This window comes from Bradyrhizobium sp. RP6 (assembly GCF_003837805.1).
Classification (GTDB): Bacteria; Pseudomonadota; Alphaproteobacteria; order Rhizobiales; family Xanthobacteraceae; genus Bradyrhizobium.
The window spans coordinates 140,767-164,765 of record NZ_RQIT01000013.1; the positions used below are offsets into that span (position 1 = coordinate 140,767).

The window sequence follows — 23,999 nt, forward strand, 5'->3', positions numbered from 1 at the left end:
CTCGCGCTTCGCGCGTCCGGGACACGAGAGCTACGGCTTCACGAACGTCGCCCGATACAGCGCCGGATAGCGCGCACCCTGCAAGCCGCCGCGGGCGACGTAGAACGCGATCAGCGCGCTCCACAGTCCGGCATTGCCGAACGATTGCAGCGCCAGCCAGGCACCGAAAAAGATCGCGAGCGAAGCCAGCATCAGATTGCGCATCTCGCGCGCCCAGGTCGCGCCGACATAGATGCCGTCGAAGCCGAAGGCGAACACGCCGGGGATCGGCGCAAGCACGATGAACGGCAGGAAGTCGCGCGCGGCGCGGCGAACGTCCTCACTGGCCGTCATGACATTGATCAAGTTAGGGCCGAACAGCGCGAACAGCACGGCGACGACGAGCGCGAAGCCCAGGCCCCAGAGCAGCACCAGCTTGGTCGAATCCGCAAATCCCTTGGCGTCGCGCGCGCCAAAGCTGCGGCCGCAGAGCTGCTGGGCCGCGTTGGCGAGGCCGTCGAGAAAGAAGGCGCTGACCAGGAGGAAATTGTTGAGCACGGAGTTCGCCGCCAGCGTGACGTCGCCGGCGCGCGCCCCCTTGGCGGTGAAGAACAGGAATGCTGCGATCAGCGCCGCGGTGCGGATCAGGATGTCGGTGTTCACCGCCAGCAGCCGCATCAGTTTTGCGCGATTGAACAGCGTTGCGCGGGGCACCCTGAAGCCACCGCCCGCATAACGGCGGCAGACGATCACGCCCAGGGCGAAGCCGATCGTCTCCGAGAGCAGCGCGGCGATAGCCGCGCCGGCAATACCGGTGTCGTAGACGAGCACCAACAGGATCGTCGCCGCCATGTTGATGACGTTGATCACGACCTGGAGCGCAAGGGCGGGATTGGCGCGGGCCTGGCCGACCAGCCAGCCGAGCACGACGTAATTGGCGAAGGCGAATGGCGATGACCAGATCCGGATCATGAGATAGGTTTTCGCCGCGCGCGTCACGCCTTCGCTGCCGCCCATCAGGTCGAACAGCACCGAGGTCAGCGGCAGTTGCAGCGCGATCAGGCCGGTGCCGATCAGACCGGCAACGATGAAGCCGCGCACCAGGATCGCGGTCTGCTCGCGCGTCTCGCCGGCGCCCAGCGCCTGCGCGGTGAATGCAAGCGTGCTCATGCGCAGGAAGCCGAACAGCCAGAACAGGCAGTCGAAGATGACGGAGGCCATCGCGACGCCGCCGAGCAGCGCGGCATCGTCGAGCCGTCCGATTGCGGTGGTCGAGACGACGCCGATCAGCGGCGTGGTCAGGTTCGCGACCATCGCCGGTCCCGCGATGGAGAACACCTGGCGGGAGCTGACCCTGGGATGAACCGGCGCGTGCATGTCAGAACACGAGCACCATGCCGTCCTCGGCAGCGAGATGCGGCACTTCGCCCAGACGCGACAGCATGTCGTCGCTCATATGGGTGAGGACGAGCCGCTTGGCGCCGATCGCGGGCAGGTGCTGTTCCAAGGTCTTCAGGCTGAGATGGTTCTTGACCATCCTCTCGTACATGTAGGCTTCGGCGATGAAAAGGTCCGCGCCATGCGCCAGCGGAATGAGCGACTCCGTCCATTCGGTATCGGCGCTGTAGGCGAGCGTGCGGCCCTCGGCCTCGACGCGGTAAGCCACGAAAGGCCCGCCGGATTCGCCATGCACGACCGGATAGGGCGTCACCGTCACCGCGCCGAAGCTTTGGCCTTGCTCGGGGGCGAGTTCGATCACGTTCAGCTCGAACCGCTGTTGGGTGCTTGAGGAATGCTCGAACAGCGCTTCCATCACCTGGGCAAGCCGCGCCGCGATGCCTTGCGGACCCGCGATCGTCAACGGCCGCTTCCGCCGCGAGAATTGCGCGTCGAGCAGGACAAACGGTAGCCCGCCAAAATGGTCGCCGTGGAAATGCGTGATCAGGATCAGATCGATCTCGTTGCAATCGATCTCGAGCCGCTTCAGCGCCGGCAGTGCCGACGCGCCGCAATCGATCAGGAAGTTGGCCTCGCGCCCCGAGACGTGGAAGCAGGTGTTGAGCCTGCCACCGGAGCCGAAAGCATCGCCGCAGCCGACAAAGCGCAATTGCATGGGCAGCGAGCCTTCAAGATCTTACCGGCCGCGCGGCGCGCCGAAGACGCGCGAGAGCAGCCAGATCGGGATCACGATGACGGCGCCGAGCAGGAAGTAGCGCCACAGCCAGTTCACGGCATCGAAGCCGAGATCCCAGAGACGCTGGAACAAGAGACGAATGCTGGCGATGATGTTCCAAGGGTCGAAGCCGATCGCCGCCAGCACGACTCCGACCAGGATCGAGAGCAGAACCAGTCGGAACGCGACCGCCAGCGGGGAGCCGCCGAGAAAGCGGTGCAGGCCGTCGCTGCGGCCGGCCGGCAAATCTCTGACGTCTTGGACCATCGCAAACTCCTCGGGGGATTCGACCCCATTATAGGGCACGGCGGGGCACATGGGGAACCCTGACCAGACCAACAATCAGCTTACCGCATTTTAATCCGTAGCCCGCGCGCGCCGAAGACTGGCCGCAACCTCTCCCGCTTGCTTGCGGGAGAGATCGGCGCGCAGCGCCGGGTGAGGGCTTTCTCCTCTGGGGGATTGTCCCATCGCGGAGACACCCTCTCCCCGACAGCGGGAGAGGGAGCGCACTGACGCCAAGACGAGATCGATGCCTCACACCTCAATCTCTGCCGCTTCCTCCTTCAACATCCTTTCCAGCGTTTCCAACCGATCGGCCTCGCGCGGCGGCTTGTCCCAGCGCAAGCGGCTGATGCGGGGAAAGCGCATGGCAACGCCGGACTTGTGTCGCGGCGAACGTTGCAGACCCTCGAACGCGACCTCCAGCACGAGTCCCTTGTCGCGCTCGTGCACGACATGCCGCACGGGGCCGAACTTTTCCGTGGTATTGCGGCGGACGAAGCGGTCGATCTGGAGCAGTTCCTCGTCCGTGAAGCCGAAATAGGCCTTGCCGACCGGCACCAGTTCGTCGCCGCCCTCGCCCCCGGTCCAGACGCCGAACGTATAATCAGAATAATAGGACGAGCGCTTGCCGTGGCCGCGCTGCGCATACATCAGCACGGCGTCGATGATGTGCGGATCGCGCTTCCACTTCCACCATTGGCCCTTCGGCCGCCCGGGGAAATAAGGCGCATCGCGCCGCTTCAGCATCACGCCCTCCACGGCGTCCGCATCCTCACCGGCACCTGCGCTCGCCGGATCGGCGCGCGCGGCGGTCAGCGCGTCCCAGCTTGTGAAGGGGACGGTGGACGACAGGTCGATGCGGGGATCGTCAAGCTTCTTCACGAATCTCTCCAGCCGTTCACGTCGCTCGGCAAAAGGCAGCTCGCGCAGATCATTCTCGTCGTCGCCAAGCAGATCGTAGGCGCGAAGGTGGATCGGAAACTCCTTGATCAGCTTCGGCGAGACGACCTTGCGGTTGAGGCGCTGCTGCAGAACATTAAAACTCTGCACGCGACCCTCGCGCAGTATCAGCAGTTCGCCGTCGATCGCGCCGGGCAGGCGTAGCGACGGCACGAGATCCGGAAAGCTGCCGGTGATGTCCTCGCCGGTGCGCGAATAGAGCCGCGCCGTGATGTGGCCGCGATCGTCGCGCCCGGCCACCGCCTGAACGCGGATGCCGTCCCATTTCCACTCGGCGATGTAGTCGGCGGGGTCGAGCGCGGCGAAATCCGCATCCTCGATCGCATGCGCCAGCATCACGGGCCGGAACGGCGCGGGATCGCAATTGACCGGCTTTTCGGCGCGTCCCTCCAGCCATGCGAACAGCTCGAGATAGGGCGGCGAGAGGCCCGGCCAGATCAGCTCGACTTCATGCGGGTCCTTGTCGCCGAGCGCTGCGGCCGCGGTCTTGGCGAGGCGCGCGGAAATGCCGATCCGAAGCGCGCCGGTGACGAGCTTGAGCAGCGCCCAGCGGCCGGTCTCATCCAGCTCGTCAAGCCAGCGCTCGAGCTGCTTCGGCAACTCGGTCTTACCGAGCGTGCGCAGCGTGGTGACGACTTCGGTGAGGGATGGCGGTGGCGGGTTATTATGGGCGGCCAGCGCGGCCTTCGGCCACATCAGCGCCACCGTCTCCGAGAGATCGCCGATATAATCATAGGAGAGCCCGAACAGCACCGGGTCGGTGCGCGCCGCGATGAGCTCGCGGACCAGCGCGGGCTTGGCATGCTTGAAGCTGAGCGCGCCGGTCAGCGCGGCCAGCGCATAGCCGCGGTCGGGATCGCCGACCTCGCGGAAATAGCCGGTGATCAGCCGAAGCTTGTTGTTGCGGCCGGGCTCGTAAGCCAGGCGGTCGAGCAGTTCGGCGAAGCGGTTCATGCTTCGGCCTCGTCCGGAATCGGCGTCTCGCTCTCCTCCTCGTCGCCATAGCCGACGAGATCGAGCGGCCGCGCTTTCAGGCCTTTGCTCTGGCACCAATGCACCAGCGCATCTTCCTGACCGTGAGTGACCCAGATCTCGCCCGCGCCGGTCGCGCCGATGGTAGAGGTAAGGCCGTCCCAATCGGCGTGGTCGGAGATCACCAGCGGCAATTCCACGCCGCGCTGCCGCGCCCGGGCGCGCACGCGCATCCACCCCGACGCGAAGGCGACGACGGGATCGGGAAAGCGCCGCGTCCAGAGATCGGAAGTCGCCGAGGGCGGCGCCAATGTGATGGTGCCGGCAAGCGCCGCCTTCTTGACGCCCTTCACCGGCCTCAGCTCGCCGAGCGCGATCCCGCGGCTCTGGTAGTAGTGCGTGATCGTCTCCATGGCGCCATGCAGGTAGATCGGCGCGTCATAGCCGGCCTGCCGCAGCAGCGCGATCACGCGCTGCGCCTTGCCGAGCGAATAGGCGCCGACCAGATGGGCGCGCTCCGGAAACAGTGCGACGGAGGCCAGCAGCTTCTTCACCTCGTCGGCGGCATCGCCATGCCGGAAAACCGGCAGGCCAAAAGTGGCCTCGGTGATGAAGACGTCGCAGGGCACCAGCTCGAACGGCGCGCAGGTCGGGTCGGGCGCGTCCTTGTAGTCGCCGGAAGCGACGATGCAGATGTCCTTGCACGTCACCGCGATCTGCGCCGAGCCGAGCACATGACCGGCCGGGTGAAATTTGACGCGGACGTCGCCGAGCCGGATCTCCTCGCCATAGTGGATGACTTGCGTCGATCCGGCAAAGTTCTCACCGTAGCGCAGCCGCATCATGTCGAGCGTTTCCTGCGTCGCCAGCACCACGCCATGGCCGGCCCGGGCATGATCGGAATGGCCGTGGGTGATCACGGCGCGCTCGACCGGGCGGACTGGATCGATATGAAAGCCGCCGGGCTTGCAGCATAGGCCGGCAGCAACTGGCAGCAGAATGTCTTGCGGACGCATGGGCTTCATATAGGGAGCGGACGCTTCAAATTAACCCGTCATGCGCCGGCTTGCCGTCCCCGCTAGGCTTCGCCGGGCGGGGGGTGTAAAAGCCCGCCGAAGCCAATTTGCGGAGGCGGGACCCGCGCATCCATCCTCCAAAGCAGCGATTGTTTAAGGATTGCCGGGTCAAGCCCGGCAATGACGAGTTGTTCCAAATGCCTCTGCGCCTGTTCCAGTCCTCCGGCGATCTCATGGCCGACCGCCGCTTCGAGTTCGCGCGCGACCTCCAGCTCAAGGGCGACCTGCCGGCCGCCGCGGACCTCCTGGAGCAGGCGATCGAGCTTGCGCCGAACTTCACCTCCGCCTGGTTCACGCTCGGCGAGATCCGTCAGCAACTCGGCGAGCGCGACAAGGCGATCACGGCCTTTCGAGAATCGCGTCGATGCGATCCCGCGGACCGGCACGGCGCCGGCCTGCATCTGGTGCGGCTCGGCGACGCACAGATGGCCGAGATGCCCAAGGCCTACGTGCAGACCCTGTTCGACCAGTACGCGCCTCGCTTCGAGCACACGCTGATCAACGATCTCGGCTATCGCGGCCCGGCGCTGATCTTCAAGGCAGTGCTCGCCGCGCGTGGCGCGGCGAAGAAGCCGGCCTACTTCAAGCGGGCCATCGACCTCGGCTGCGGCACCGGGCTTGCGGCTGTCGCGTTCGCCAAGCAGGTCGATCATTTCGTCGGCATCGATTTGTCGCCTCGCATGATCAAGGAGGCGCGCGCCACGAACCTCTACGCGGAGCTCGAGGTCGCCGACATGATCGAAGGCCTGCGCAGCAAGGCGGATGCGAGCGCGAACCTCGTCGTCGCTGCGGATGCGTTCGTTTACCTTGGCGATCTTGCGCCGGTGCTGAATGAATCGAACCGCGTGCTCGCGCCTGGCGGCGTGCTCGCCTGCACGCTGGAGACGCACGATGGCAGCGGCATCGTGCTCGGTGAAGGCCTGCGCTATGCCCATTCTGCGGAATATGTCCGCGGCGCGATCGCCAGGGCGGAGCTCAAGCTGCAGACACTAGAGCCAGCCTCGCCGCGCAACGAGAACAACGAGCCGGTGCGCGGCCTCGTCGTCGTCGCCGAGAAAATTTGAGTCTAGGCGCTAGCACTGTTCAATTTGAGCGCCATTGCGTCGCAAAGCTGCGACTTCCCACTTGCGAGATGCGCTGCGATGCCAGCACAATGCCCTCGCTAGGGAGAAACAATAATGACGAAGAATCCATCGCGGCGCGATTTCAGCGCCGCCGCGCTCGCCACCATCGCTGTATCCACCTTGCCGGCGCCTTATGTCTGGCCTGCGGAAAAGAAATACGATGCGGGCGCCAGCGACACCGAGATCAAGATCGGGCAGACCGTGCCGCATTCCGGCCCCGGCTCGCTCTACGGCGTGCTCGGGCGCATCGGCGAAGCCTATTTCCAGATGCTGAACGAGAAGGGCGGCATCAATGGACGCAAGGTAAAATTCCTCACCATGGATGACGCCTACAGCGCGCCGAAATGCGTCGAGGCGACGCGGCGCCTGGTCGAGCAGGAGGAAGTGCTGGCGCTCTATGGCTCGCTCGGCACCGCGCCGCAGACCGCCGTGCACAAATACCTGAACTCCAAGGGCGTGCCGCAGCTCTTGCTCAACACCGGCGCATCGAAGTGGAACAACCCGAAGGAGTTCAAATGGACGATGGCGGGGCTGCCGCTCTATCCGACCGAGGCGCGCATCCTGGCCCGGCACGTCGTCAGCGTGAAGCCGAACGCGAAGATCGGCATCCTCTACCAGAACGACGATTTCGGCCGCGACTTCCTGGGTCCCTTCAAGAAGGTGCTGGCGGATGCCGGCGGCACCGCGCAGGTGATCATGGAGCAGACCTACGATCTCACGGAGCCGACCGTCGATTCCCAGCTCATCAATCTCTCGAAGTCGGGCGCCGACGTCTTCTACAACATCTCGACGGGCAAGGCCTCGTCGCAGTCGATTCGCAAGGTGGCCGAGCTCGGTTGGAAGCCGCTGCAATTGCTGTCGGCGGGCTCGACTGGCCGCTCCATCCTCAATGCCGCGGGCCTCGAGAACGCCACCGGCATCGTCGCCATCCGCTACAACAAGGAGGTCGGCCTGCCCAAATGGGAGAAGGACCCCGACGTGATGGCGTTCGAGGAACTGCGCAAGAAGTACACGCCGGCGATCGATCCCGACAACACCATCGCCTTTGCCGGTTACGGCCAGGCCGTGACCATGGGCGAGATCCTGCGCCGCTGCGGCGGCGAACTCACTCGCGCCAACGTGCTGAAGCAGGCCTCGACGCTCGCGGGCTTCCATTCGCCCTATTTCCTCGACGGCGTCACCTACAGCTACGCGCCCGAAGACTACACGCCGATGAAGACGCTGTTCATCTCCACCTTCACCGGCAAGGATTGGGACATTTCCGACAAGCCGATGTCGGAGTAGGTGGCGGGACGAACTCCGCCTTGGCCTCCCCTCTCCTGCTCCGTCAGGAGAGACAGGAGGACGCCGGCGCTTCGCGCTAAGCCGCGATCGGCAGCCGATACGCCTGCGCAGCATTCACGCCGAAAGCCTTGTCCCGCACATGCGGGCCAAGGCTCGCCAGGCAGGCCTCCAGCGCATTCTTGATCTCGCCGTAACTTCCCGCAAGCAGGCACACTGGCCAGTCCGAGCCGAAGATCAGCCTGTCCTCGCCAAAACATTCTGCGGCGTGCGCGACGAACGGAAACAGCCGTTCCGCATCCCAGTCATTCCAGACCGCCTCGGTCGCCAAGCCTGAGATCTTGCACCAGACATTTCCGCAGGCAGCTAACGCTGCGATGCGGTCGGCCCATTCGGTGCTCCCGCCGCCGGCGATCGGCGGCTTCGCGGCATGATCGAGCACGAAGCGCGCTTGCGGAAAGGCCTGCGCAGTCGCGATCGCAGCCGGCAGCTCGCGGGTGCGAACGAGGAGATCGTAGCCGAGATTGCGGGCGAAAACGGCCGTGAGACCACGCTGGACATCCTCGCGGAGCAGCCAATCCGGATCAGCCTCGTCGTGGACCTGGTGGCGGATGCCAACCAGCTTGCCGCCGCCGGGCAAAGCGCGCAGGCGATCAAGCGTTTCGTCGAGAGCGCCGTCCGTCAGATCAGCCCAGCCGACCACGCCGACGACGAAGGGATTCTCGTGCGCGATGTGCAGGAACTGCTCGGTCTCCTCCAGCGCAGAGCGGCACTGCACGAGGATGCTTGCGTCGATGCCGTTGCCCTTCATGAGCGGCGCGAGATCGGCGGGACCGAAGGCGCGGCGGATCGGCGCGAGTTCGTCCGCCTCCATCCAGGGATAGTCGCCATGCGCCGGGTCCCAGAAGTGCTGATGGGCGTCGATGATCATGCCCTTACACTCCGCCCGGCAGCGGCGCCCGGACATCGACGAGCTTTCGCGCACGGAGTTCCTGCCAGAACGCGGCCGGCACCGCTTTCTCCGACATCGCGATGTTGTCGGCCACTTCCACGGCATTGCGCGCGCCCATCACGGCGACCGTCACTGCCGGATGCGCCATGCAGAACTGGAGCGCGGCGGCTTTCAGCTCGGTGCCGTGCCTGCGGCAGAGCGCGTCGAGCTCGAGCGCACGCGCGACGAGCGCCGGATCGGCGTCCTGATAGTTGAACTTCGCGGAGGTCCGCGGATCGGCCAGAATGCCGCTATTGTAGATGCCGCCGAGCAGAATGCCGATATCCTTCGCCTGACAGGCCGGAAACAGGACGTCCAGCGCGCCCTGGTCGAGGAGCGTGTACCGCCCGGCGAGCAGGAAGCAGTCGACCGGCACGGCGTCGGCGAAGCGAACCAGCATCTCCGACTGGTTCATGCCGGCGCCGATCGCCTTGACCGTGCCTTCGCTGCGCAAGCGCTGGAGCGCACGGAAGGCGCCGGTGACGGCGTCGTCATAATGGTCGTCGGGATCATGCACGAGCAGGACGTCGACGCGATCGAGGCCAAGGCGCGCCAGGCTCTCCTCGACCGATCGCATCACGCCGTCATAACTGAAATCGAACACCGGGCGCTCGCGCGGCGTGCCCTTGTAGTGCTCGTCTTCCGTGGCATTGCCATCCGGTGCGCGCAGCAGACGGCCGACCTTGGTCGAGATGGCGTAGGAGTCGCGCGGCTGTTGCCGCAGGAATGCACCCAGCCGCCGCTCGGCAAGGCCAAAGCCATAGAGCGGCGCGGTATCGAAGAAGCGGACGCCGAGAGACCAGGCCCTTTCAATCGTTGCTTGCGCATCGGCATCGCTGACGGGGGAGAACAATCCGCCGAGCGGGGCGGAACCGAGGCCGATTGAGGTGACGTCGAGAGCGCCGAGCCGCGACATTTTCATACCCATTGCCTTCCAGCAGCCCTCTTCCAACAGCCCAAATCATCTCTCCCGCTTGCGCAAACCGCAAGCGGGAGAGACATATGGAAGCGCCAGGCTGGGGTGCTCCTACTTCAACATCTGTGCGACGTTGTCCTTGGTGACGAGATCGAGGCCGGTGTAGACGATCTCCGGCACCTTCTCGCCCTTCTTGATCGCGAGCAGCGTGTCCATAGCCTTCTCGCCCATCTCGAACGGACGCTGGCCGACCAGCGCATTGGCATAGCCATCGCGCAGCAGCTCGAGCTGCATCTTCAGCGTATCGGCTACGACCAGCGTGAACTTGCCGGAATCGATGTCCTTTTTGTTCCTGGACGCGAAGGCCTTGAAGCCTTCCGGAGCGAACATCGGCCAGCCGCCGATCGGAACGATGGCGGCAAGGTCAGGCGTTGCGGTGCGCATGTCCGTCATCTGCTGGACCGCCAGCGCGGGATCGTCGTTGCAGAAGGTCGGGGAACCCGCGACCTCGGTCCATTTCGAGCCCTTCAGTGCCTCGCGCACGCCATCGACGCGCTCGGCGAGGTTCTTGGCGCCGGGACCGCCCGAGACCATGGCGTACTTGCCGCCATCGGGCCGCATCTTCAAGAGTTGCTTGCCGAGGGCCAAGCCGAACTCTTTGTTGTTGGTGCCGATATAGGCGACGCGCTTGGAGCCTGGGGCATCGGCATCGAAGGTGATGACGGGGACGCCGGCCGCGGTTGCCGCCTCGATCGACTTGGTCATGGCTGCGACATCGGCAACCGAGATCGCGAGGCCGTCGACCTTCTGGGTGATGAAGTCCTGGATGATCTGGGCTTGCGTCGCCGGCTCATGCTCCACCGGCCCCTTGTAGATGCACTCGATGTTGCCGAGCTCCTTGGCGCGCTTGAGGCAGCCATCGCGTGCGAAGTCGAAGAACGGATTGTTCATCGCCTTGGGCACGATGACGAAGCGGTAGTTCGCGGCGAACGCCGGCGTCGCCATCATCGCAACCGCGATGCCGGCAAGAAGAAATTTCCTCATTGTCTCCTCCACCCTTGTTTGGTGCCCATCCTCTCGAAAGCGCCCGGGAAGCGGACAGGCGGCATTTTCGTTGCCTTCCCGAGACGACGTCGCGTCAGGTCATCCGCGAGCGGATGCGATCGACCAGCACAGCCAGAATGATGATCACGCCCACCAGCGTCTGCTGCCAGTAGGAGCTGACCTGCGCCAGCACGAGCCCGTTGCGGATCACCTCCAGCAGCACGCAGCCGACGATGGCCCCAAGTGGGCCGCCAATGCCGCCGGCGAGATTGGCGCCGCCGATCACGGCCGCCGCGATCACGTTGAGCTCGTAGGATGTCGCCATGTTGGCCGGCGCTGACCCGAGCCAACCGGAGATGATGATGCCCTGGAGCCCCGCGGCGAGCGCGCAGATCACATAGACCTCGATCTTCACCCGCACCACCGGAATGCCGGTGAGCTCGGCCGCCTTCTCGTTGCCGCCGAGCGCGAAGACGTGGCGGCCAAAGGAGGTGTGGTGCAGAACCACGGCCATCGCCAATGCGAGGATCACGAGATAGATGAAGGGTACGGGGACGCCAAGCACGTCACCCGAGGTGAGCGCATAGAAATAATCGGCGTCCGGTCCGCCCGGGAAACTGCCACGGCCGTTGGAGACGACGTAGCCGAGCCCGCGCACGATCGAGAGCATGCCGAGCGTGGTCACGAAGGGCGACAGGCCGAGCACGGCGATGCAGAAGCCGTTGACGAGACCGGCGACCAGCGCGACGCCAAGGCCTGCGAGGATCGACACCAGCAGGATCAGCCCCGGCACATTGGCGAGCGCGGTCTTGCCGTCGGCCCCCATGTGCACGAACAGCGCGCCCGCGGGCGAGCCGGGCGTCGACAGCTCGGTCATCACCATCGAAGTGATCATGGCGGAGAAGCACATCATCGAGCCGACCGAGAGGTCGATGCCGCCGGTGATGATCACGAACGTGACCCCAAGCGTCGCGATGGCGATGAAGGAGAAGTTCTTCGCCACGTTCTGCATGTTGCCTTCTGTGAAGAAATAGGGACTGGCGAAATGCATGATCACCAGCAGCACCGCCAGCGCGAGCAGGACGTAGCCGGTCTGGGAGGCGAAGATGCCGCGCTGCCACCACCTGATCTTGCCGACATTGGAGAACGTGACCGGGGATTCCATGGGCATGGTCATCACGCCGCCTCCTTCGCACCGGTGATGAGCGCGGTGATTTCCTCTGGCGATGTCTGGTGGATCGGCTTGTCGGCCCGCTTCTCGCCGCGGCGCATGACGATGACGCGGTCGCACACCGCGAACACGTCGGGCATGCGATGCGAGATCAGCATCACGGCGACGCCCTGCTCCTTCAGCCGGTGAATCAGGCCGAGCACCTGCTCGACCTGGCGCACAGAGATCGCGGCGGTCGGCTCGTCCATCATCACCAGCCGCGCATTGGAGAGCCGGGTCCGCGCGATCGCGACGGCCTGGCGCTGGCCGCCCGACATCTGCTTGACGAGATCGTCGGGGCGCGTCTCCGAGCGCAGCTCGCCGAACAGCTCGAGCGCGCGCGCCGCCATCGCCTTGTGGTCGAGCAAGGCGATGGGTCCGAATCTGCGCTTCAGCTCGCGGCCGAGAAAAACGTTGGCTGCCGCCGTCAGATTGTCCGATAGCGCGAGGTCCTGATAGACCACCTCGATGCCGACAGCGCGGGCATCGACGGGACGATTGAAACGCACGGCGCTGCCGGCGAAGCGCATCTCGCCTTGCGTGGGACGAAAATTGCCGGCAATGATCTTGACCAGGGTCGACTTGCCCGCGCCGTTGTCGCCCATCAGGCCGACCACTTCGCCGGGGAAGACCTGCATCTCGACATCGTGCAGCGCGCGGATCGCGCCGAACTCCTTGCCGATGCCGGTCAGCTCGAGGACCGGTTTTGCGTCGGTGTTTGCCATCAGCGGTCCTCCTCAGACGTAGCGGTTGACGAGGGATTCCAGGTATTCCTGCCGGCCCGAGCGCGGCTGCGGGTCGAAGCCGGGACTCATGGCACGGTCGGCGAGATCGGCGAGCGAGCGCTGGCCGCCGAGAATGGCGCGGCCCTCGGAGCCGGCCCACCCTTCGTAACGCCTGGCAAGCGGCTCCGTGAGGACGGCGGCATCGATCATGTCGGCGGCGGCGAGGAAGGCACGCGCGCAAGCATCCATCGAGCCGACATGGGCATGGATCAAATCGTCGGGATCGATGGACTGACGGCGGATCTTGGCATCGAAATTGAGCCCACCCGAGGTGAATCCGCCTCGGCTCAGGACCTCGTGAAACACTAGCGCGAGCTCGCCCACGTTCATTGCGAACTGGTCGGTGTCCCAGCCGAGCAGATCATCGCCGCGGTTGATGTCGAGCGAGCCGAAGACACCGAGCGCCTCGGCGAGCGCGACCTCGTGATGGAAGGAGTGGCCGGCGAGGATGGCGTGGTTCTGCTCGATGTTGAGCTTGACGTCTTTCAGGAGATCGTAGCGTTCGAGGAAGCCGTAGCAGGTGGCGACGTCGAAGTCGTATTGATGCTTGGTCGGCTCCTTCGGCTTGGGCTCGATCAGGATCGGACCCTTGAAGCCTATTCTGTGCTTGTGCTCGACCACGAGCGAGACGAAGCGGCCGAGCTGATCGAGCTCACGCTTGAGATCGGTGTTGAGCAGCGTCTCGTAGCCCTCGCGCCCGCCCCACAGCACGTAGTTCTCGCCGCCCAGCCGGTGCGTCACCTCCAGCGCGGCGCGGACCTGGCCCGCGGCATAGGTGAAGATATCAGGATCCGGATTGGTCGCCGCGCCCGCCATGTAGCGACGGTGCGTGAACAGGTTTGCGGTACCCCAGAGCAGGCGCACTTTTGCGGAAGCCATCTTCTGCTCGAACAGATCGGCGATCACGTTGAGGTTGGCGACGGATTCCGCGAGCGTGGCGCCTTCGGGCGCCGCATCCACGTCGTGGAAGGTGAAGAACGGCACGTCGAGCAGGCGGAACAGCTCGAAGGCAACGTCAGCCTTGGCGCGCGCCATTGCCATCGCGTCGGTGCCGTGGTGCCAGGGCCGCAGGAACGTCTCGCCGCCGAAGGGATCGCCGCCCGGCCAGCATAGGGAATGCCAATAGCAGACTGCAAAGCGCAAATGATCCTCGAGCCTGCGGCCATGCACGAGACGATCCTTGTCGTACCAGCGGAAGGCGGGCGCGCTTGCGGCATCCTTGCCGGCAAAGGCGACGGGTGCGCTTGCATCGAAGAACTTGGCTGACGCGTTCACTTAACGGACTCCTTCAGTGCTGGATAGAGCGCGCGCCATCGCCGATAACTCTCGTCATAGGCCGAAGCGACGGATGCACGGGGCATGAAGGTCGCGAGCCGCCGCGAACGGGTGCAGACATCCGCGGGAACTTCGCCGGTCGCGGCAAGCCGGGCGAGCCGCGCGGCGCCGAGCGCGGCTCCGACCTCGCCTTCCTCGACGCGGTGAACGGGAATGCCGAGCACGTCGGCGCAGATCTGCGCCCACAACGGTGAGCGCGAGCCGCCGCCGACGAGATCGACCTCGGCAATCGGCCCACTCGCCGCGCTCAGCACCGCCAGATTGTCGCGCGCGGCAAAGGCGACGCCTTCGAGCACGGCCTGGACGATCTGGCTCCGGCCGGTCGCACCGCGCAAGCCGACAAAAGCGCCGCTGGCAGCGGCATCGTTGTGCGGCGTGCGCTCGCCATCGAGATAGGGCAGGAACTTGATCGGGCTTGGCCCGTCGACGCGCTCGCCGAGCGGCGCCAGCAGCGCTGCAGCCGGCGTCTCCATCACGCCGGACAGCCAGGCCAGCGACGCTGCCGCCGACAGCATGACGCCCATCTGGTGCCACAGGCCGGGCAGCGCGTGACAGAAGGCATGCACGACTGATGCCGGCGCCGGGGCGAAGCGATCGGTGGCGCGGAATAGCACACCCGACGTTCCCAGCGACAGGAAGGCGTCGCCCGGTGCGATGGCGCCGAGCCCGATCGCGCTGGCTGCATTGTCGCCGGCACCGCCCGCGACCACGACATCCTTCTGCATGCCCCAGCGGCGCGCGTAGTCCGGCGCGAGCACTGCGCTCACCTCGCTGCCCTCGACCAGGCGTGGCATGTGGTGCAGATCGAGCCCGGTGGCATGCAGCAGCAGGGCCGACCAGCGGCGCAGACCGACATCCAGCCACAGCGTGCCTGATGCGTCCGACATATCCTCGACCATCTCGCCGGTGAGCCGATAGCGAACATAGGCTTTCGGCAACAGCACCTTTGCCACGCGGTCGAAGATTTCGGGTTCATGCCGCGCGACCCATAACAATTTCGGGGCGGTGAAGCCGGGCATGGCCAGATTGCCCGTTATCGTGTGCAGCGAGGGACAGCGCCGCTCCAGCGCGACGCATTCGGCCTGCGAGCGGCCGTCGTTCCAGAGAATGGCCGGACGCAGCGGCCGGCCATTCTCGCCGAGCAGCGTCGCGCCATGCATCTGACCAGACAGCCCGATGCCACGAACCTGCGCAACCTCGCGCGGCTGGCGCGAGGCGAGATCGTCTATTGCGCCGATGGCCGCAGCGACCCAGGCATCGGGATCCTGCTCGGACCACAGCGGCGCCGGGTGCGACAGCGCAAGCTCGCGCGCCGCGGTGGCGACGACCGCGCCGGCTTCGCTCACGAGCACCGCCTTCACACCGGATGTGCCGATGTCGATCCCGAGATACACGCAATCCTCCCTTTATCCTGCTGCGGTGCGCGATCTTGCGTCGCTTTCACCGCAACGGGCCCATTCGAAATCCACCTGCCGCTAAGGCAGATTGTCCCGCATCACGATATCGATCCTGATCTTCTCCTGTTCGCTCAAGATCGGCTCGCCGCGCGCGAGCGCCAGCAGCACGCGCACGGCCGCGCGCGCTTCATGTCCGGGGTTCTGCGAGATCGCCGCATCCATCACGCCCTGCAGCAGCAATCGGCGCGTCAGCGCCGTGACATCGTGTCCGACGAACACCACCTGCTTGTCGCGGCCGACTTCGCTCAACGCCTTGTCGTTCAGTGCCTTGTCGTTAAGCGCCTTGTCGTTAAGCGCCTTGGCGACGCCTTGCGTGCCGGCACCGACGTTATAAAGGCCGACAATGTCGGCATGGCTGCCGAACAGCCGTCCCAGCAGCTGCTCCGAGCGGTCGTCCTCGTCGCGCCCTTCCAGCACGGGCAACACGCTGAGACCGGGGAATTCTGTCGCCATTACCTGGTTGAAGCCGAAGATGCGCTCGGCATGATCGCGCAGGCCCTGCGAGCCCGCCACGATCGCGACCTTGCCGGACCTTTGGCCGACCAACCGCCCGACCAGCGCGCCGGCGGTGCGCCCCGCCGCAATATTGTCGATGCCGACATAATGGTGTCGGCGCGAGGACGGTACGTCCGAGACCAGCGTCACGACCTTGGTGCCGGCATCGACGAGGTCATTGATGGCAGCGCGCACGCCGGGATGATCCAGCGCCACCACGGCAACGCCGTCATAGTCGCCCGACAGCGCCTCTAGCGACGCCGCGAGCGCGGAGGGGTCGAACACGTCGGTTGTGACCATCTCGACGCCGAGACGGCGTGCCGCCAGCCAGGCCGACATCTCGCCGAGATAGGCCTCGATCTGCTGCATGAACGGGTTTGGCCCCGACGGCATCACGAAGGCGAAACGGCGGGCGCGGCCGCGGGCGAGCTCGGCGGCGGCCACATGCGGCTGAAACGAATTGCGTTCGATCGCCGCCTTGACGCGCCGCACCGTGTCCGGCCGCACGCCCGGGCGATTGTGCAGGACCCGGTCCACCGTCGCGAGGCTGACGCCTGCCTCGCGGGCAATGTCCTTCAGCGTCAACGCGGTCGCGGTGAGGGTCTCGGCCATGGCTGAAGGCTAGCAGAGGTGTTTTGAGGTACGCAACTCATTTTGAGGGAACATCGGTCATTTCTGGCATCCCATGGCCTCTCTAGGAACAGCACTTCCATCGGGCCGTTGCCGCCCCGTGCGGAACGACATCACCCATGATCCCGGCAAGGGGCTGAGCCCGACGCTCGAGCGCAATATTCATGCGTTGGTCGAGCGCCGTCGCCGCGAGCAGCAGGCGGCAAGAGGCCAGGACAAGGTCGCCGACTCGATCACGGCCTTCACCGGCAGCATGACGTTCGTCTACCTGCACCTTGCCGTGTTCGGGTTCTGGATCATTGCCAATCTGCATTGGCTGCCGGGTATCCCGGCCTGGGACGAGAGCTTCGTGGTGCTGGCGATGGTCGCGTCGGTGGAGGCGATCTTCCTCTCCACCTTCGTGCTGATCTCGCAGAACCGCATGACCGCAGCCGCTGACAAGCGGGCCGATCTCGATCTTCAGATCAGCCTGCTTGCCGAGCATGAGCTGACCAAGGTTGCCCGCCTCCTGACGCAGATCGCCGAGCGGCTCGACGTTCAGCCGGACTCCGCGCGCGATCTGGAGGAGGCCGCCCGGGACATCGCGCCCGAACGCGTGCTCGACAAGATCGAGGAGACGCGCTCCTGAGCTATCGGCGCGCCCACGCCGACAGGTCGAGGGTCAGGAACAGGCTGTTGGGATCCTCGACATAACCCTCGAACGGGCCGCAGGGCACGAAGTCGTGGGCCTGATAGAGCGCGTGCGCCGGCTTGAAATAGTCCCACGAGCCGGTCTCGAGGCTGAGCCGCGTCATCCCGCGCGCGCGGGCCTCCGTGATGATGTGACGCAGCATCTGACCGCCATAGCCGCGCCGGCGCGCGGTCTGCAGCGTGTGCATCGACTTCACCTCGCCATGGCTGGCCGAGAGCGTCTTCAGCGCGCCGGTCGCAACCAGCGTGTCGCCGTTCCAGCCGGTCCAGAACGCGACGTCGCTGGCGCGAAGGCCCGCCAGATCGAGCGCATGCGCGCTCCCCGGCGCGGTCTGTGCCCGCGCAGACGTGACGTGATAATCGAGCAGCGCTACGACGTGCGGATCGAAAGTGTCGCCGGTTCGGATCTGCATGGTCGGTCTCATTTCAATGGCTTGGATCGGATCAGCGACATCACATCTTCCCATAAGAGGTGCCGCGCCGGGTGATGATGACGTAGCGCGCGTCCTGCCTGGTTTCGTTCTCGAAGGTCACCGCGCGCATCACGTCGAAGTCGAGACAGTCGCCATCGCGCAGGCGCACCGTCTTGGCGTCGATATGCACGCAGACCGCGCCCTCCAGCATCAGGAGCTGCTGGGTGAAGGCGTTGCGGCCCCAGGGGCTGTAAGAGACCCGCGCGCCGGCCGGCAGGTCGACGACGATGATCTCGATGCCGCTCGCCGCATCCGGCGGCGAGGCGTGACGCCGGCGGTAGCCGCTATCGGGGTCGCGCCAATGCGGCTGGTCGGCAAGCCGCACCAGGCGCTCCGGCGGCTTCTCCGCGAGCGCAACGACGTCGCTGAGCGTGACGTCGAGCGCCGCACAGAGCTTGTTGAGCAGCGCCGCCGTCGCACTGCTCTGCGCCCGCTCCACTCGCCCGATCATGGCCCGGCTGACGCCCGACCGTGCCGCCAATTCGTTCAACGTCATGCCCGCTTGCGTCCTCAGCGTCTTCAAGCGACGACCGATCGCACGGTCGAGTTTCTGCTGGTCCATGGTGTCGTCACAATATTGCCCGGCGCAGGGACCGTGTTCCACCGGCCAAGACGAGCTTAGGGCGGGCGCGGCGTGCGTGCCGGGAGCAAGAGGCTAACATATTAGAATCTTTGCGGAGCCTGCAGCGCAGATTAGAATGCGCCAACCGCAGTGAACGGGGAGGCAATGGCATGGGCGAGCCGACGCAGCGGACGATCGGGGCAAACGGCATCAAGATCAAGATCGCCGAGCAGGGCGAGGGGCCAATGGTGCTGCTTTGCCACGGTTTTCCGGAAGGCTGGTACTCCTGGCGCCACCAGCTCGAGGCACTGGCAGCGGCGGGCTACCACGCGGTCGCACCCGACATGCGCGGCTATGGCAAGAGCGACCGGCCCGAAGCAATCGACCAGTACACGATCCTCCATATGGTCGGCGATCTCGTCGGCGTGCTCGACGCCTTCGGGGCGAAGGACGCCGTCATCGTCGGCCATGACTGGGGCGCGACAATCGCCTGGCACACGGCGCGCCTGAGGCCCGATCGCTTCCGCGCCGCCGCGATCCTCAGCGTGCCCTACCGTCCGCGCAGTCCAGTGCGGCCGACCAGCGTGATGCCGCAGACGGCGGATGCGCAGTTCTATCAACTGTACTTCCAGGAGCCCGGTATCGCCGAAGCGGAGTTCGAACGGGATACGCGCGCAACGCTCGGTGCCATGCTCTTTGGCGGTTCTGGCGAAGGGGCGGCGGCGATCCGTGCCAATGCCGAGCGTCAAGGTCGGACCGCCGGCGTCGGCATGGTCTCGCGGAAGGACGGCATGTTGCCGAAAGTGCAGGTACCGCGGCCCTCATGGCTGAGCGCTGCCGACCTCGACTATTATGGCGCCGAGTTTGCCTGCAGCGGGTTTCGCGGGCCGCTCAACTACTACCGCAACATCGATCGCAACTGGGAGCTGATGGGCGCTTTCGAGGGCGTGAAGGTGATCGTGCCGTCGCTCTTCATCGCCGGCGACCATGACATGGTCCTTGCCTTCCCCGGCGCCGCCGAGCATCTCGCCAACATGAGGCAATGGGTGCCCCAGCTACGCGAGATCAAGATGCTGCCGGGCTGCGGACACTGGACGCAGCAGGAGCGGCCGGCGGAGGTGAACGCGGCGATCGTGGAATTCCTGCGAAGTCTGCCGAACTGAAGCTTGGAGCGGGCGAAGGGAATCGAACCCTCGTATGCAGCTTGGGAAGCTGCCGTTCTACCATTGAACTACGCCCGCTTATGCGCGCTTCACGCCCCTCCTGATTAGCCGAGACGGCGCCTCCCGCCAAGCGGTTTGGCGCGCCCGGCCCGACGGATGTTAACGTCCTGACAAGATTCCAGGTGCGCCGGATTGTGGCAGTGTTATGATCGTATTTCCGGGAAGAAACGTGCACTGAGTGGGGCGTGTGCATGGTGGGGCGCGCGTACGCGATATTCGACACGGCGCTGGGGCGCTGCGGCATCATCTGGAGCAGCACCGGCGTGATTGCCGTGCAACTACCGGAGGCGCGGGAGATCGATACCCGCCGCCGGATCTTCCAGGCCTATCCCGACGCGCGCGAGCAACGGCCGTGCGAAAATGCCGAGCTTGCGATCGAGGGCATCGCGGCGCTGCTGCAAGGCAGCGACCCCGATTTTTCCGACGTCAGCCTGGACGCCGGCGGAGTGCCCGGCTTCAACCGGCGCGTCTACGAGTTCGCCTGCACCATTCCGCGCGGGGAAACACGCACCTATCACGAGGTCGCCAAGGCGCTGGGTGCCTCAGGCGCGGCGTATTCGGTGGCGCAGGCGATCGCGAAAAATCCCTTTATGCTGATCGTGCCCTGCCACCGGGTGCTGGAGGCCGGCAATTACACCGACGGGCTCTCGCGCCATGGCGGCGTGATCTCCAAGCGGCGGCTGCTGGCGCTTGAAGGCGCCCGCCCCATCGCCAGCAAGACGCTGTTCGAGGTGCTGCTGCCCGTTGCTCCGCCGCGCGCGCCTGGCTAAGGCGCGATCCTGATCGCACCTTAGCTTTTTTGGGACATGATCTTTTCGGACAACCGCTACACACTTGTCCGGATCATGCCTAGATAGGCGGCATGGACGCGACCACGCTGCTGACGACGCCATCGATGACGGTCTCCGAGTTTCGCTGCGATGCGGGACCGGACGACGCGCCGTTTCCCGAATGCCGCACCGGCCACTCCATCGCCTATGTCCGCACGGGCAGCTTCGGCTGCCATTGCCGCGCCGGTTTCTTCGAACTGGTGGCGGGCTCGATGCTGGTCGGCGCCCCCGGTGAGGAATACACCTGCACGCATGAGCACGTCTCCGGCGACGTCTGCCTGTCGTTCTTTCTCAGCGAGGGCCTCGTCGGGACTCTCGGCGGGCGGCGTGAGGTCTGGCAGGTCGGCGCGACGCCGCCGCTGCCCGAGCTGATGGTGCTGGGCGAGCTCGCCCAGACGGCAGCAGATGGCAACAGCGACCTCGGCCTCGATGAAGTCGGTCAGATCCTGGCCGGCCGCTTTGTGGATGTCGTCTCCGGCAAGGAGCGCAGGCCGGCGACGCCTACCGCGCGCGACCGCCGGCGCGCGGTGGAGGCCGCGCTGTGGATCGACGACAACTCGCATGCCGAGCTCGACCTCGAGCAGGCCGCACGGCAGGCGGGCCTCAGCCCGTTCCATTTCCTGCGGCTTTTCTCGAGCGTGCTCGGCGTCACCCCGCATCAATATCTGGTGCGCTCGCGGCTGCGGCACGCGGCTCGGCTGCTCGCTGACGACGCCATGGCGGTCACCGACGTCGCCTATGACGTCGGCTTCGGCGATCTCTCCAACTTCGTCCGAACCTTCCACCGCGCCGCCGGCGTATCCCCGACGAAATTCCGCCAGGCGTCGAAAGGGATGCGCAAGATTCTCCAAGAGCAGCTTGCCCTCAACTGACTAGAATCGTCTCCGGCGCGTGCCATTCGCGGCACGCTTTTCGCAATGGAGACGAACATGTACGACCACATCGGACTTCGCGTTGCCGATCTCGACGCCGCCACGCGCTTCTACACCGCAGTGCTGGCGCCGCTCGGCTATGTCCTGTGCTCGAGCGGCGATGGCTATGCCGGCTTCGGGCCGAAGGGCGAGCCGGCGCTGTGGCTGCACCTGAACATGGGGCGCAAGGCCGACGGTGCCCACATCGCCTTCCGCGCCAAGGATCATGACGCGGTCAAGGCGTTCCATACCGAAGGGCTGAAGAACGGCGGCCGCGACAACGGCGGCGCCGGGCCGCGCAAGGACTACGGACCGACTTACTACGCCGCGTTCCTGATCGACCTTGACGGCAATAATGTCGAGGCGGTTTGTACGTGAGTTTGTTGCACCGTCATTCCGGGGCGGTCCGAAGGACCGAACCCGGAATCTCGAGATTCTCAGGCGCGCAACTGCGCGCCGTAGTTCGCGCTTCGCGCGCCCCGGAATGACTCCATCTGATGAGAAAGAATCATGGCTTCCATCCGCAACGACATTCCCCTCCCCGCCTCCGCCCGCGACGTCTGGGACGCGGTGCGCGACTTCGGCGCGCTGCATGAACGGCTGGCGCCCGGCTTCGTCACCGCTTGCACGCTCGACGGCGATGCGCGCATCGTCACCTTCGCCAACGGCTCGGTGGCGCGCGAGGTGCTGGTCGATTGCGACGATGCGCGGCGGCGTCTCGTCTATGCCATCAGCAACGAGCGACTGAAGCACTACAGCGCCTCGGTGCAGGTGATCGCCGAGAGCGATGCGCGCTGCCGGCTGGTCTGGATCATCGACGTGCTGCCGAACGAGCTCGCGGCCTACATTCAGGGGCAAACGAAGGAAGCCGTCGGCGCCATCCACAGGGCGTTCCGGCCTGCGGCTGCGTGATCTTTTTCACAGAGCCGCGCCCTCGCCGGCCGTAACCATGGCGGCGTGCGTCCGGTTGGCTCTGCTCTCCCGGCGGCGCACGCACGCGAAGAGCATGCCATGAGAGGTGCGGGCAAAGTGATCTGTCAAGCAGCCGCCGTGCTGCCGCTGTTTTCGATGTCGCCCGCCGGCGAAGGCGCAGTTCGCGGGCTTCGGCGGCGGAGGTGCCGGCGGCGGCCACCGTCGCCACAAGCACCGCTAGTCGGCAGTCGAAAACGCCGGCCTGATCGCAGCTTTCGTCTTGCGCGGTCCCCAGCGTGTCAGCATCACGCTGGAGCACGACAGCAGGCCGAGCACGACCATCGAGCTCGCGGCCAGCCAGAAGAAGCTCTGGGCGCTGGCCTCGTGCGTCGAGAGCCACCAGCCGACAGTCGCGATGTAGATCAGCCGCGCTGTCTGCGCCAGCACCGGTCCGATCACCTTGGCCGCGCCCTGCGAGGAGAAATACATCGTCGTGGCAAGGCCGAAGAAGGCGTAGAACGGTCCGACCGTCGAGAGATATTGATGGCTCGCCGCGCGCACGGCCGCGCTGTCCGTGAACATGTTGATCCAGAGATCGGGGAACATCGCGACGACGCATGCCGGCGCGCCCACGGCCACGAAGGCGGCAGCACTGGCGATCCAGGCGACGCGCCGGGCGCGCGCGATGCGGCCTGCGCCGATCGCCATCCCCACCATCGGCACGCAGGCGATGCCGAACGAGAATGCGATCGAGGTCAGCAAGAATTCGAGCCGCGCACCGACGCCGTAACCGGCGAGGATTGCGGTGCCGAACTTCGCCAGCATGTGGGTGAAGATCGAGATCGTCAGCACCGATTGCAGCGGCGAGAAGCAGGCGATGGCGCCGACCTTGAGGATGTCGAAGAACATAACCCATTGGATGCGCAAGCCACGCAGTCTGAGAACGATCCGCGCTCGGCCGGAGAACAGGTACCAGCCCATGATGCAGATATTCATGGAATAGGCGATCAGCGCGCCGGCTGCGACGCCGCGCATGCCCAGCTGCGGAACGGGGCCAAGGCCGAGGCCCAGCGTGCCGCCGAGCACGATCTGCCAGGCCGCGGAGTTGAGGATGAGGAACGACGGCAGCTTCATGTTGCCGGTGCCGCGCAAGACGCCCGCCATGGTGTTGAGCAGCCAGGGCAGAACGGCGCCGCCGAAAAACACCTGAGTGTAGGCGATCGCGTGCGTCAGCACAGCGCCGCGGCCGCCAAGCATTTCGAGCACCCTGGGTCCGAAGATCAGCATGCCTAGCATGAAGACCAGGCCGAAACTGATGCCGATCAGCATCGCATGCACCGCGAGCGTGCCGGCGCGCTCGCGATCACCGGCGCCGAGCGCACGCGCGATGGCCGAGGCCACCGCACCGCCCATGGCGCCGCCCGACATGGTCATGGTCAGGATCACGGTCGGAAACACCAGCGCCATCGCCGCCAGCGCCTCGACGCCGAGCCGGCCGACGTAGGAGGTCTCCGCGATCACCACGCAGATGCCGGCCGACAAGCCGATCACGTTCGGCCAGGCGAGGGAGAGCAACGTGCGCAGGATCGGCCCGTCGGTCAGGGCGCTACGCACCGGCCCCGGAGGCGGCGGCAACGGACTCTCCTGTTCATCGACCGGGATTTCGGCGATGTCCGACATGTCTT

Annotated in this window: 24 protein-coding genes and 1 tRNA gene; 8 read left to right on the forward strand and 17 right to left on the reverse strand. The window is 65.7% G+C overall.

Going from position 1 to position 23,999, the window contains the following annotated elements:
- Window positions 1–30: 30 nt before the first annotated feature.
- The 5 genes from EHH60_RS22850 to EHH60_RS22875 all read right to left on the reverse strand — a co-directional run bounded on the left by EHH60_RS22850 (window position 31) and on the right by EHH60_RS22875 (window position 5,385).
- Window positions 31–1,356 (reverse strand): MATE family efflux transporter, encoded by a 1,326-nt coding sequence (locus tag EHH60_RS22850; RefSeq protein WP_124161686.1) that lies wholly within the window; start codon window positions 1,354–1,356, stop codon window positions 31–33.
- A gap of 1 nt (window position 1,357) precedes the next feature.
- On the reverse strand, window positions 1,358–2,092 hold the full coding sequence (locus EHH60_RS22855) for an MBL fold metallo-hydrolase (protein ID WP_124161687.1): 735 nt from the start codon (window positions 2,090–2,092) through the stop codon (window positions 1,358–1,360).
- Window positions 2,093–2,113: 21 nt separating this feature from the next.
- Window positions 2,114–2,419 carry a DUF6460 domain-containing protein gene (locus EHH60_RS22860; protein WP_199751780.1) on the reverse strand — a complete coding sequence of 102 codons (306 nt, stop codon included), beginning with the start codon at window positions 2,417–2,419 and terminating at the stop codon, window positions 2,114–2,116.
- Window positions 2,420–2,689: 270 nt separating this feature from the next.
- The gene (locus tag EHH60_RS22870; protein WP_124161689.1) at window positions 2,690–4,351 is read right to left on the reverse strand and encodes a cisplatin damage response ATP-dependent DNA ligase; all 1,662 of its coding nucleotides are present in this window, start codon (window positions 4,349–4,351) and stop codon (window positions 2,690–2,692) included.
- Window positions 4,348–5,385: a ligase-associated DNA damage response exonuclease gene (locus EHH60_RS22875; RefSeq protein ID WP_124161690.1), complete on the reverse strand. Its 1,038-nt coding sequence runs from the start codon at window positions 5,383–5,385 to the stop codon at window positions 4,348–4,350. Before EHH60_RS22875 ends, EHH60_RS22870 begins: the two co-directional genes overlap by 4 nt.
- 197 nt (window positions 5,386–5,582) lie before the next feature.
- Between EHH60_RS22875 and EHH60_RS22880 the strand changes: the two genes are divergently transcribed.
- Both EHH60_RS22880 and EHH60_RS22885 read left to right on the forward strand, forming a co-directional pair.
- Window positions 5,583–6,509: a class I SAM-dependent DNA methyltransferase gene (locus tag EHH60_RS22880; protein ID WP_124161691.1), complete on the forward strand. Its 927-nt coding sequence runs from the start codon at window positions 5,583–5,585 to the stop codon at window positions 6,507–6,509.
- Window positions 6,510–6,623: 114 nt separating this feature from the next.
- The gene (locus EHH60_RS22885) at window positions 6,624–7,853 is read left to right on the forward strand and encodes an ABC transporter substrate-binding protein (protein WP_124161692.1); all 1,230 of its coding nucleotides are present in this window, start codon (window positions 6,624–6,626) and stop codon (window positions 7,851–7,853) included.
- A 76-nt stretch (window positions 7,854–7,929) separates the two neighbouring features.
- On the opposite strand, the gene EHH60_RS22890 is transcribed toward EHH60_RS22885, so the two are convergent.
- The 8 genes from EHH60_RS22890 to EHH60_RS22925 all read right to left on the reverse strand — a co-directional run bounded on the left by EHH60_RS22890 (window position 7,930) and on the right by EHH60_RS22925 (window position 16,695).
- A complete protein-coding gene (locus EHH60_RS22890) occupies window positions 7,930–8,781 on the reverse strand; it encodes an amidohydrolase family protein (RefSeq protein WP_124161693.1) in 852 nt (283 codons plus the stop codon).
- Between the two features lie 4 nt (window positions 8,782–8,785).
- Window positions 8,786–9,763 (reverse strand): aldo/keto reductase, encoded by a 978-nt coding sequence (locus EHH60_RS22895; protein ID WP_124161736.1) that lies wholly within the window; start codon window positions 9,761–9,763, stop codon window positions 8,786–8,788.
- Between the two features lie 105 nt (window positions 9,764–9,868).
- Window positions 9,869–10,801, reverse strand: a complete 933-nt coding sequence (locus tag EHH60_RS22900) for a sugar-binding protein (protein WP_199751783.1) — start codon at window positions 10,799–10,801, stop codon at window positions 9,869–9,871.
- Window positions 10,802–10,895: 94 nt separating this feature from the next.
- On the reverse strand, window positions 10,896–11,978 hold the full coding sequence (locus EHH60_RS22905) for an ABC transporter permease (protein WP_199751786.1): 1,083 nt from the start codon (window positions 11,976–11,978) through the stop codon (window positions 10,896–10,898).
- Window positions 11,978–12,736, reverse strand: a complete 759-nt coding sequence (locus tag EHH60_RS22910; protein WP_124161696.1) for an ATP-binding cassette domain-containing protein — start codon at window positions 12,734–12,736, stop codon at window positions 11,978–11,980. Before EHH60_RS22910 ends, EHH60_RS22905 begins: the two co-directional genes overlap by 1 nt.
- 12 nt (window positions 12,737–12,748) lie before the next feature.
- A complete protein-coding gene (gene xylA / locus EHH60_RS22915; protein WP_124161697.1) occupies window positions 12,749–14,071 on the reverse strand; it encodes a xylose isomerase in 1,323 nt (440 codons plus the stop codon).
- The gene (gene xylB, locus EHH60_RS22920; RefSeq protein WP_124161698.1) at window positions 14,068–15,525 is read right to left on the reverse strand and encodes a xylulokinase; all 1,458 of its coding nucleotides are present in this window, start codon (window positions 15,523–15,525) and stop codon (window positions 14,068–14,070) included. Before xylB ends, xylA begins: the two co-directional genes overlap by 4 nt.
- 81 nt (window positions 15,526–15,606) lie before the next feature.
- A complete protein-coding gene (locus tag EHH60_RS22925; RefSeq protein ID WP_124161699.1) occupies window positions 15,607–16,695 on the reverse strand; it encodes a LacI family DNA-binding transcriptional regulator in 1,089 nt (362 codons plus the stop codon).
- Window positions 16,696–16,813: 118 nt separating this feature from the next.
- Here EHH60_RS22925 and EHH60_RS22930 point away from each other — a divergent pair, with 118 nt between their 5' ends.
- Window positions 16,814–17,341: a DUF1003 domain-containing protein gene (locus tag EHH60_RS22930; RefSeq protein WP_124161700.1), complete on the forward strand. Its 528-nt coding sequence runs from the start codon at window positions 16,814–16,816 to the stop codon at window positions 17,339–17,341.
- A gap of 1 nt (window position 17,342) precedes the next feature.
- On the opposite strand, the gene EHH60_RS22935 is transcribed toward EHH60_RS22930, so the two are convergent.
- Window positions 17,343–17,816 (reverse strand): GNAT family N-acetyltransferase, encoded by a 474-nt coding sequence (locus EHH60_RS22935; RefSeq protein ID WP_124161701.1) that lies wholly within the window; start codon window positions 17,814–17,816, stop codon window positions 17,343–17,345.
- 40 nt (window positions 17,817–17,856) lie between these two features.
- Window positions 17,857–18,438: a helix-turn-helix domain-containing protein gene (locus EHH60_RS22940; RefSeq protein ID WP_026312288.1), complete on the reverse strand. Its 582-nt coding sequence runs from the start codon at window positions 18,436–18,438 to the stop codon at window positions 17,857–17,859.
- A gap of 170 nt (window positions 18,439–18,608) precedes the next feature.
- On the opposite strand from EHH60_RS22940, the gene EHH60_RS22945 reads away from it, so the two are divergent.
- The gene (locus EHH60_RS22945; RefSeq protein ID WP_124161702.1) at window positions 18,609–19,601 is read left to right on the forward strand and encodes an alpha/beta fold hydrolase; all 993 of its coding nucleotides are present in this window, start codon (window positions 18,609–18,611) and stop codon (window positions 19,599–19,601) included.
- Window positions 19,602–19,605: 4 nt separating this feature from the next.
- On the opposite strand, the gene EHH60_RS22950 is transcribed toward EHH60_RS22945, so the two are convergent.
- Window positions 19,606–19,679 (reverse strand) — tRNA-Gly (locus tag EHH60_RS22950).
- A gap of 173 nt (window positions 19,680–19,852) precedes the next feature.
- Here EHH60_RS22950 and EHH60_RS22955 point away from each other — a divergent pair.
- The 4 genes from EHH60_RS22955 to EHH60_RS22970 all read left to right on the forward strand — a co-directional run bounded on the left by EHH60_RS22955 (window position 19,853) and on the right by EHH60_RS22970 (window position 22,314).
- Window positions 19,853–20,431, forward strand: a complete 579-nt coding sequence (locus EHH60_RS22955) for a methylated-DNA--[protein]-cysteine S-methyltransferase (protein ID WP_124161703.1) — start codon at window positions 19,853–19,855, stop codon at window positions 20,429–20,431.
- A 92-nt stretch (window positions 20,432–20,523) separates the two neighbouring features.
- Entirely contained in the window at window positions 20,524–21,363 is an 840-nt protein-coding gene (locus tag EHH60_RS22960; RefSeq protein WP_124161704.1) for a helix-turn-helix transcriptional regulator, read from the forward strand.
- Window positions 21,364–21,420: 57 nt separating this feature from the next.
- Entirely contained in the window at window positions 21,421–21,780 is a 360-nt protein-coding gene (locus EHH60_RS22965) for a VOC family protein (RefSeq protein WP_199751788.1), read from the forward strand.
- Window positions 21,781–21,912: 132 nt separating this feature from the next.
- Window positions 21,913–22,314 (forward strand): SRPBCC family protein, encoded by a 402-nt coding sequence (locus EHH60_RS22970; RefSeq protein WP_124161706.1) that lies wholly within the window; start codon window positions 21,913–21,915, stop codon window positions 22,312–22,314.
- A 237-nt stretch (window positions 22,315–22,551) separates the two neighbouring features.
- On the opposite strand, the gene EHH60_RS22980 is transcribed toward EHH60_RS22970, so the two are convergent.
- Window positions 22,552–23,994: an MATE family efflux transporter gene (locus EHH60_RS22980; protein WP_124161707.1), complete on the reverse strand. Its 1,443-nt coding sequence runs from the start codon at window positions 23,992–23,994 to the stop codon at window positions 22,552–22,554.
- Between the last annotated feature and the right edge of the window lie 5 nt (window positions 23,995–23,999).

What these genes read in the sequence shown, in the direction of transcription:
- EHH60_RS22850 (WP_124161686.1), bottom strand. Translation starts at nt 1,356, where the DNA reads ATGCACGCGCCGGTTCATCCCAGGGTCAGCTCCCGCCAGGTGTTCTCC.
- EHH60_RS22855 (WP_124161687.1), bottom strand. Translation starts at nt 2,092, where the DNA reads ATGCAATTGCGCTTTGTCGGCTGCGGCGATGCTTTCGGCTCCGGTGGC.
- EHH60_RS22860 (WP_199751780.1), bottom strand. Translation starts at nt 2,419, where the DNA reads ATGGTCCAAGACGTCAGAGATTTGCCGGCCGGCCGCAGCGACGGCCTG.
- EHH60_RS22870 (WP_124161689.1), bottom strand. Translation starts at nt 4,351, where the DNA reads ATGAACCGCTTCGCCGAACTGCTCGACCGCCTGGCTTACGAGCCCGGC.
- EHH60_RS22875 (WP_124161690.1), bottom strand. Translation starts at nt 5,385, where the DNA reads ATGCGTCCGCAAGACATTCTGCTGCCAGTTGCTGCCGGCCTATGCTGC.
- EHH60_RS22880 (WP_124161691.1), top strand. Translation starts at nt 5,583, where the DNA reads ATGCCTCTGCGCCTGTTCCAGTCCTCCGGCGATCTCATGGCCGACCGC.
- EHH60_RS22885 (WP_124161692.1), top strand. Translation starts at nt 6,624, where the DNA reads ATGACGAAGAATCCATCGCGGCGCGATTTCAGCGCCGCCGCGCTCGCC.
- EHH60_RS22890 (WP_124161693.1), bottom strand. Translation starts at nt 8,781, where the DNA reads ATGATCATCGACGCCCATCAGCACTTCTGGGACCCGGCGCATGGCGAC.
- EHH60_RS22895 (WP_124161736.1), bottom strand. Translation starts at nt 9,763, where the DNA reads ATGAAAATGTCGCGGCTCGGCGCTCTCGACGTCACCTCAATCGGCCTC.
- EHH60_RS22900 (WP_199751783.1), bottom strand. Translation starts at nt 10,801, where the DNA reads ATGAGGAAATTTCTTCTTGCCGGCATCGCGGTTGCGATGATGGCGACG.
- EHH60_RS22905 (WP_199751786.1), bottom strand. Translation starts at nt 11,978, where the DNA reads ATGACCATGCCCATGGAATCCCCGGTCACGTTCTCCAATGTCGGCAAG.
- EHH60_RS22910 (WP_124161696.1), bottom strand. Translation starts at nt 12,736, where the DNA reads ATGGCAAACACCGACGCAAAACCGGTCCTCGAGCTGACCGGCATCGGC.
- EHH60_RS22925 (WP_124161699.1), bottom strand. Translation starts at nt 16,695, where the DNA reads ATGGCCGAGACCCTCACCGCGACCGCGTTGACGCTGAAGGACATTGCC.
- EHH60_RS22935 (WP_124161701.1), bottom strand. Translation starts at nt 17,816, where the DNA reads ATGCAGATCCGAACCGGCGACACTTTCGATCCGCACGTCGTAGCGCTG.
- EHH60_RS22940 (WP_026312288.1), bottom strand. Translation starts at nt 18,438, where the DNA reads ATGGACCAGCAGAAACTCGACCGTGCGATCGGTCGTCGCTTGAAGACG.
- EHH60_RS22945 (WP_124161702.1), top strand. Translation starts at nt 18,609, where the DNA reads ATGGGCGAGCCGACGCAGCGGACGATCGGGGCAAACGGCATCAAGATC.
- EHH60_RS22955 (WP_124161703.1), top strand. Translation starts at nt 19,853, where the DNA reads ATGGTGGGGCGCGCGTACGCGATATTCGACACGGCGCTGGGGCGCTGC.
- EHH60_RS22960 (WP_124161704.1), top strand. Translation starts at nt 20,524, where the DNA reads ATGGACGCGACCACGCTGCTGACGACGCCATCGATGACGGTCTCCGAG.
- EHH60_RS22965 (WP_199751788.1), top strand. Translation starts at nt 21,421, where the DNA reads ATGTACGACCACATCGGACTTCGCGTTGCCGATCTCGACGCCGCCACG.
- EHH60_RS22970 (WP_124161706.1), top strand. Translation starts at nt 21,913, where the DNA reads ATGGCTTCCATCCGCAACGACATTCCCCTCCCCGCCTCCGCCCGCGAC.
- EHH60_RS22980 (WP_124161707.1), bottom strand. Translation starts at nt 23,994, where the DNA reads ATGTCGGACATCGCCGAAATCCCGGTCGATGAACAGGAGAGTCCGTTG.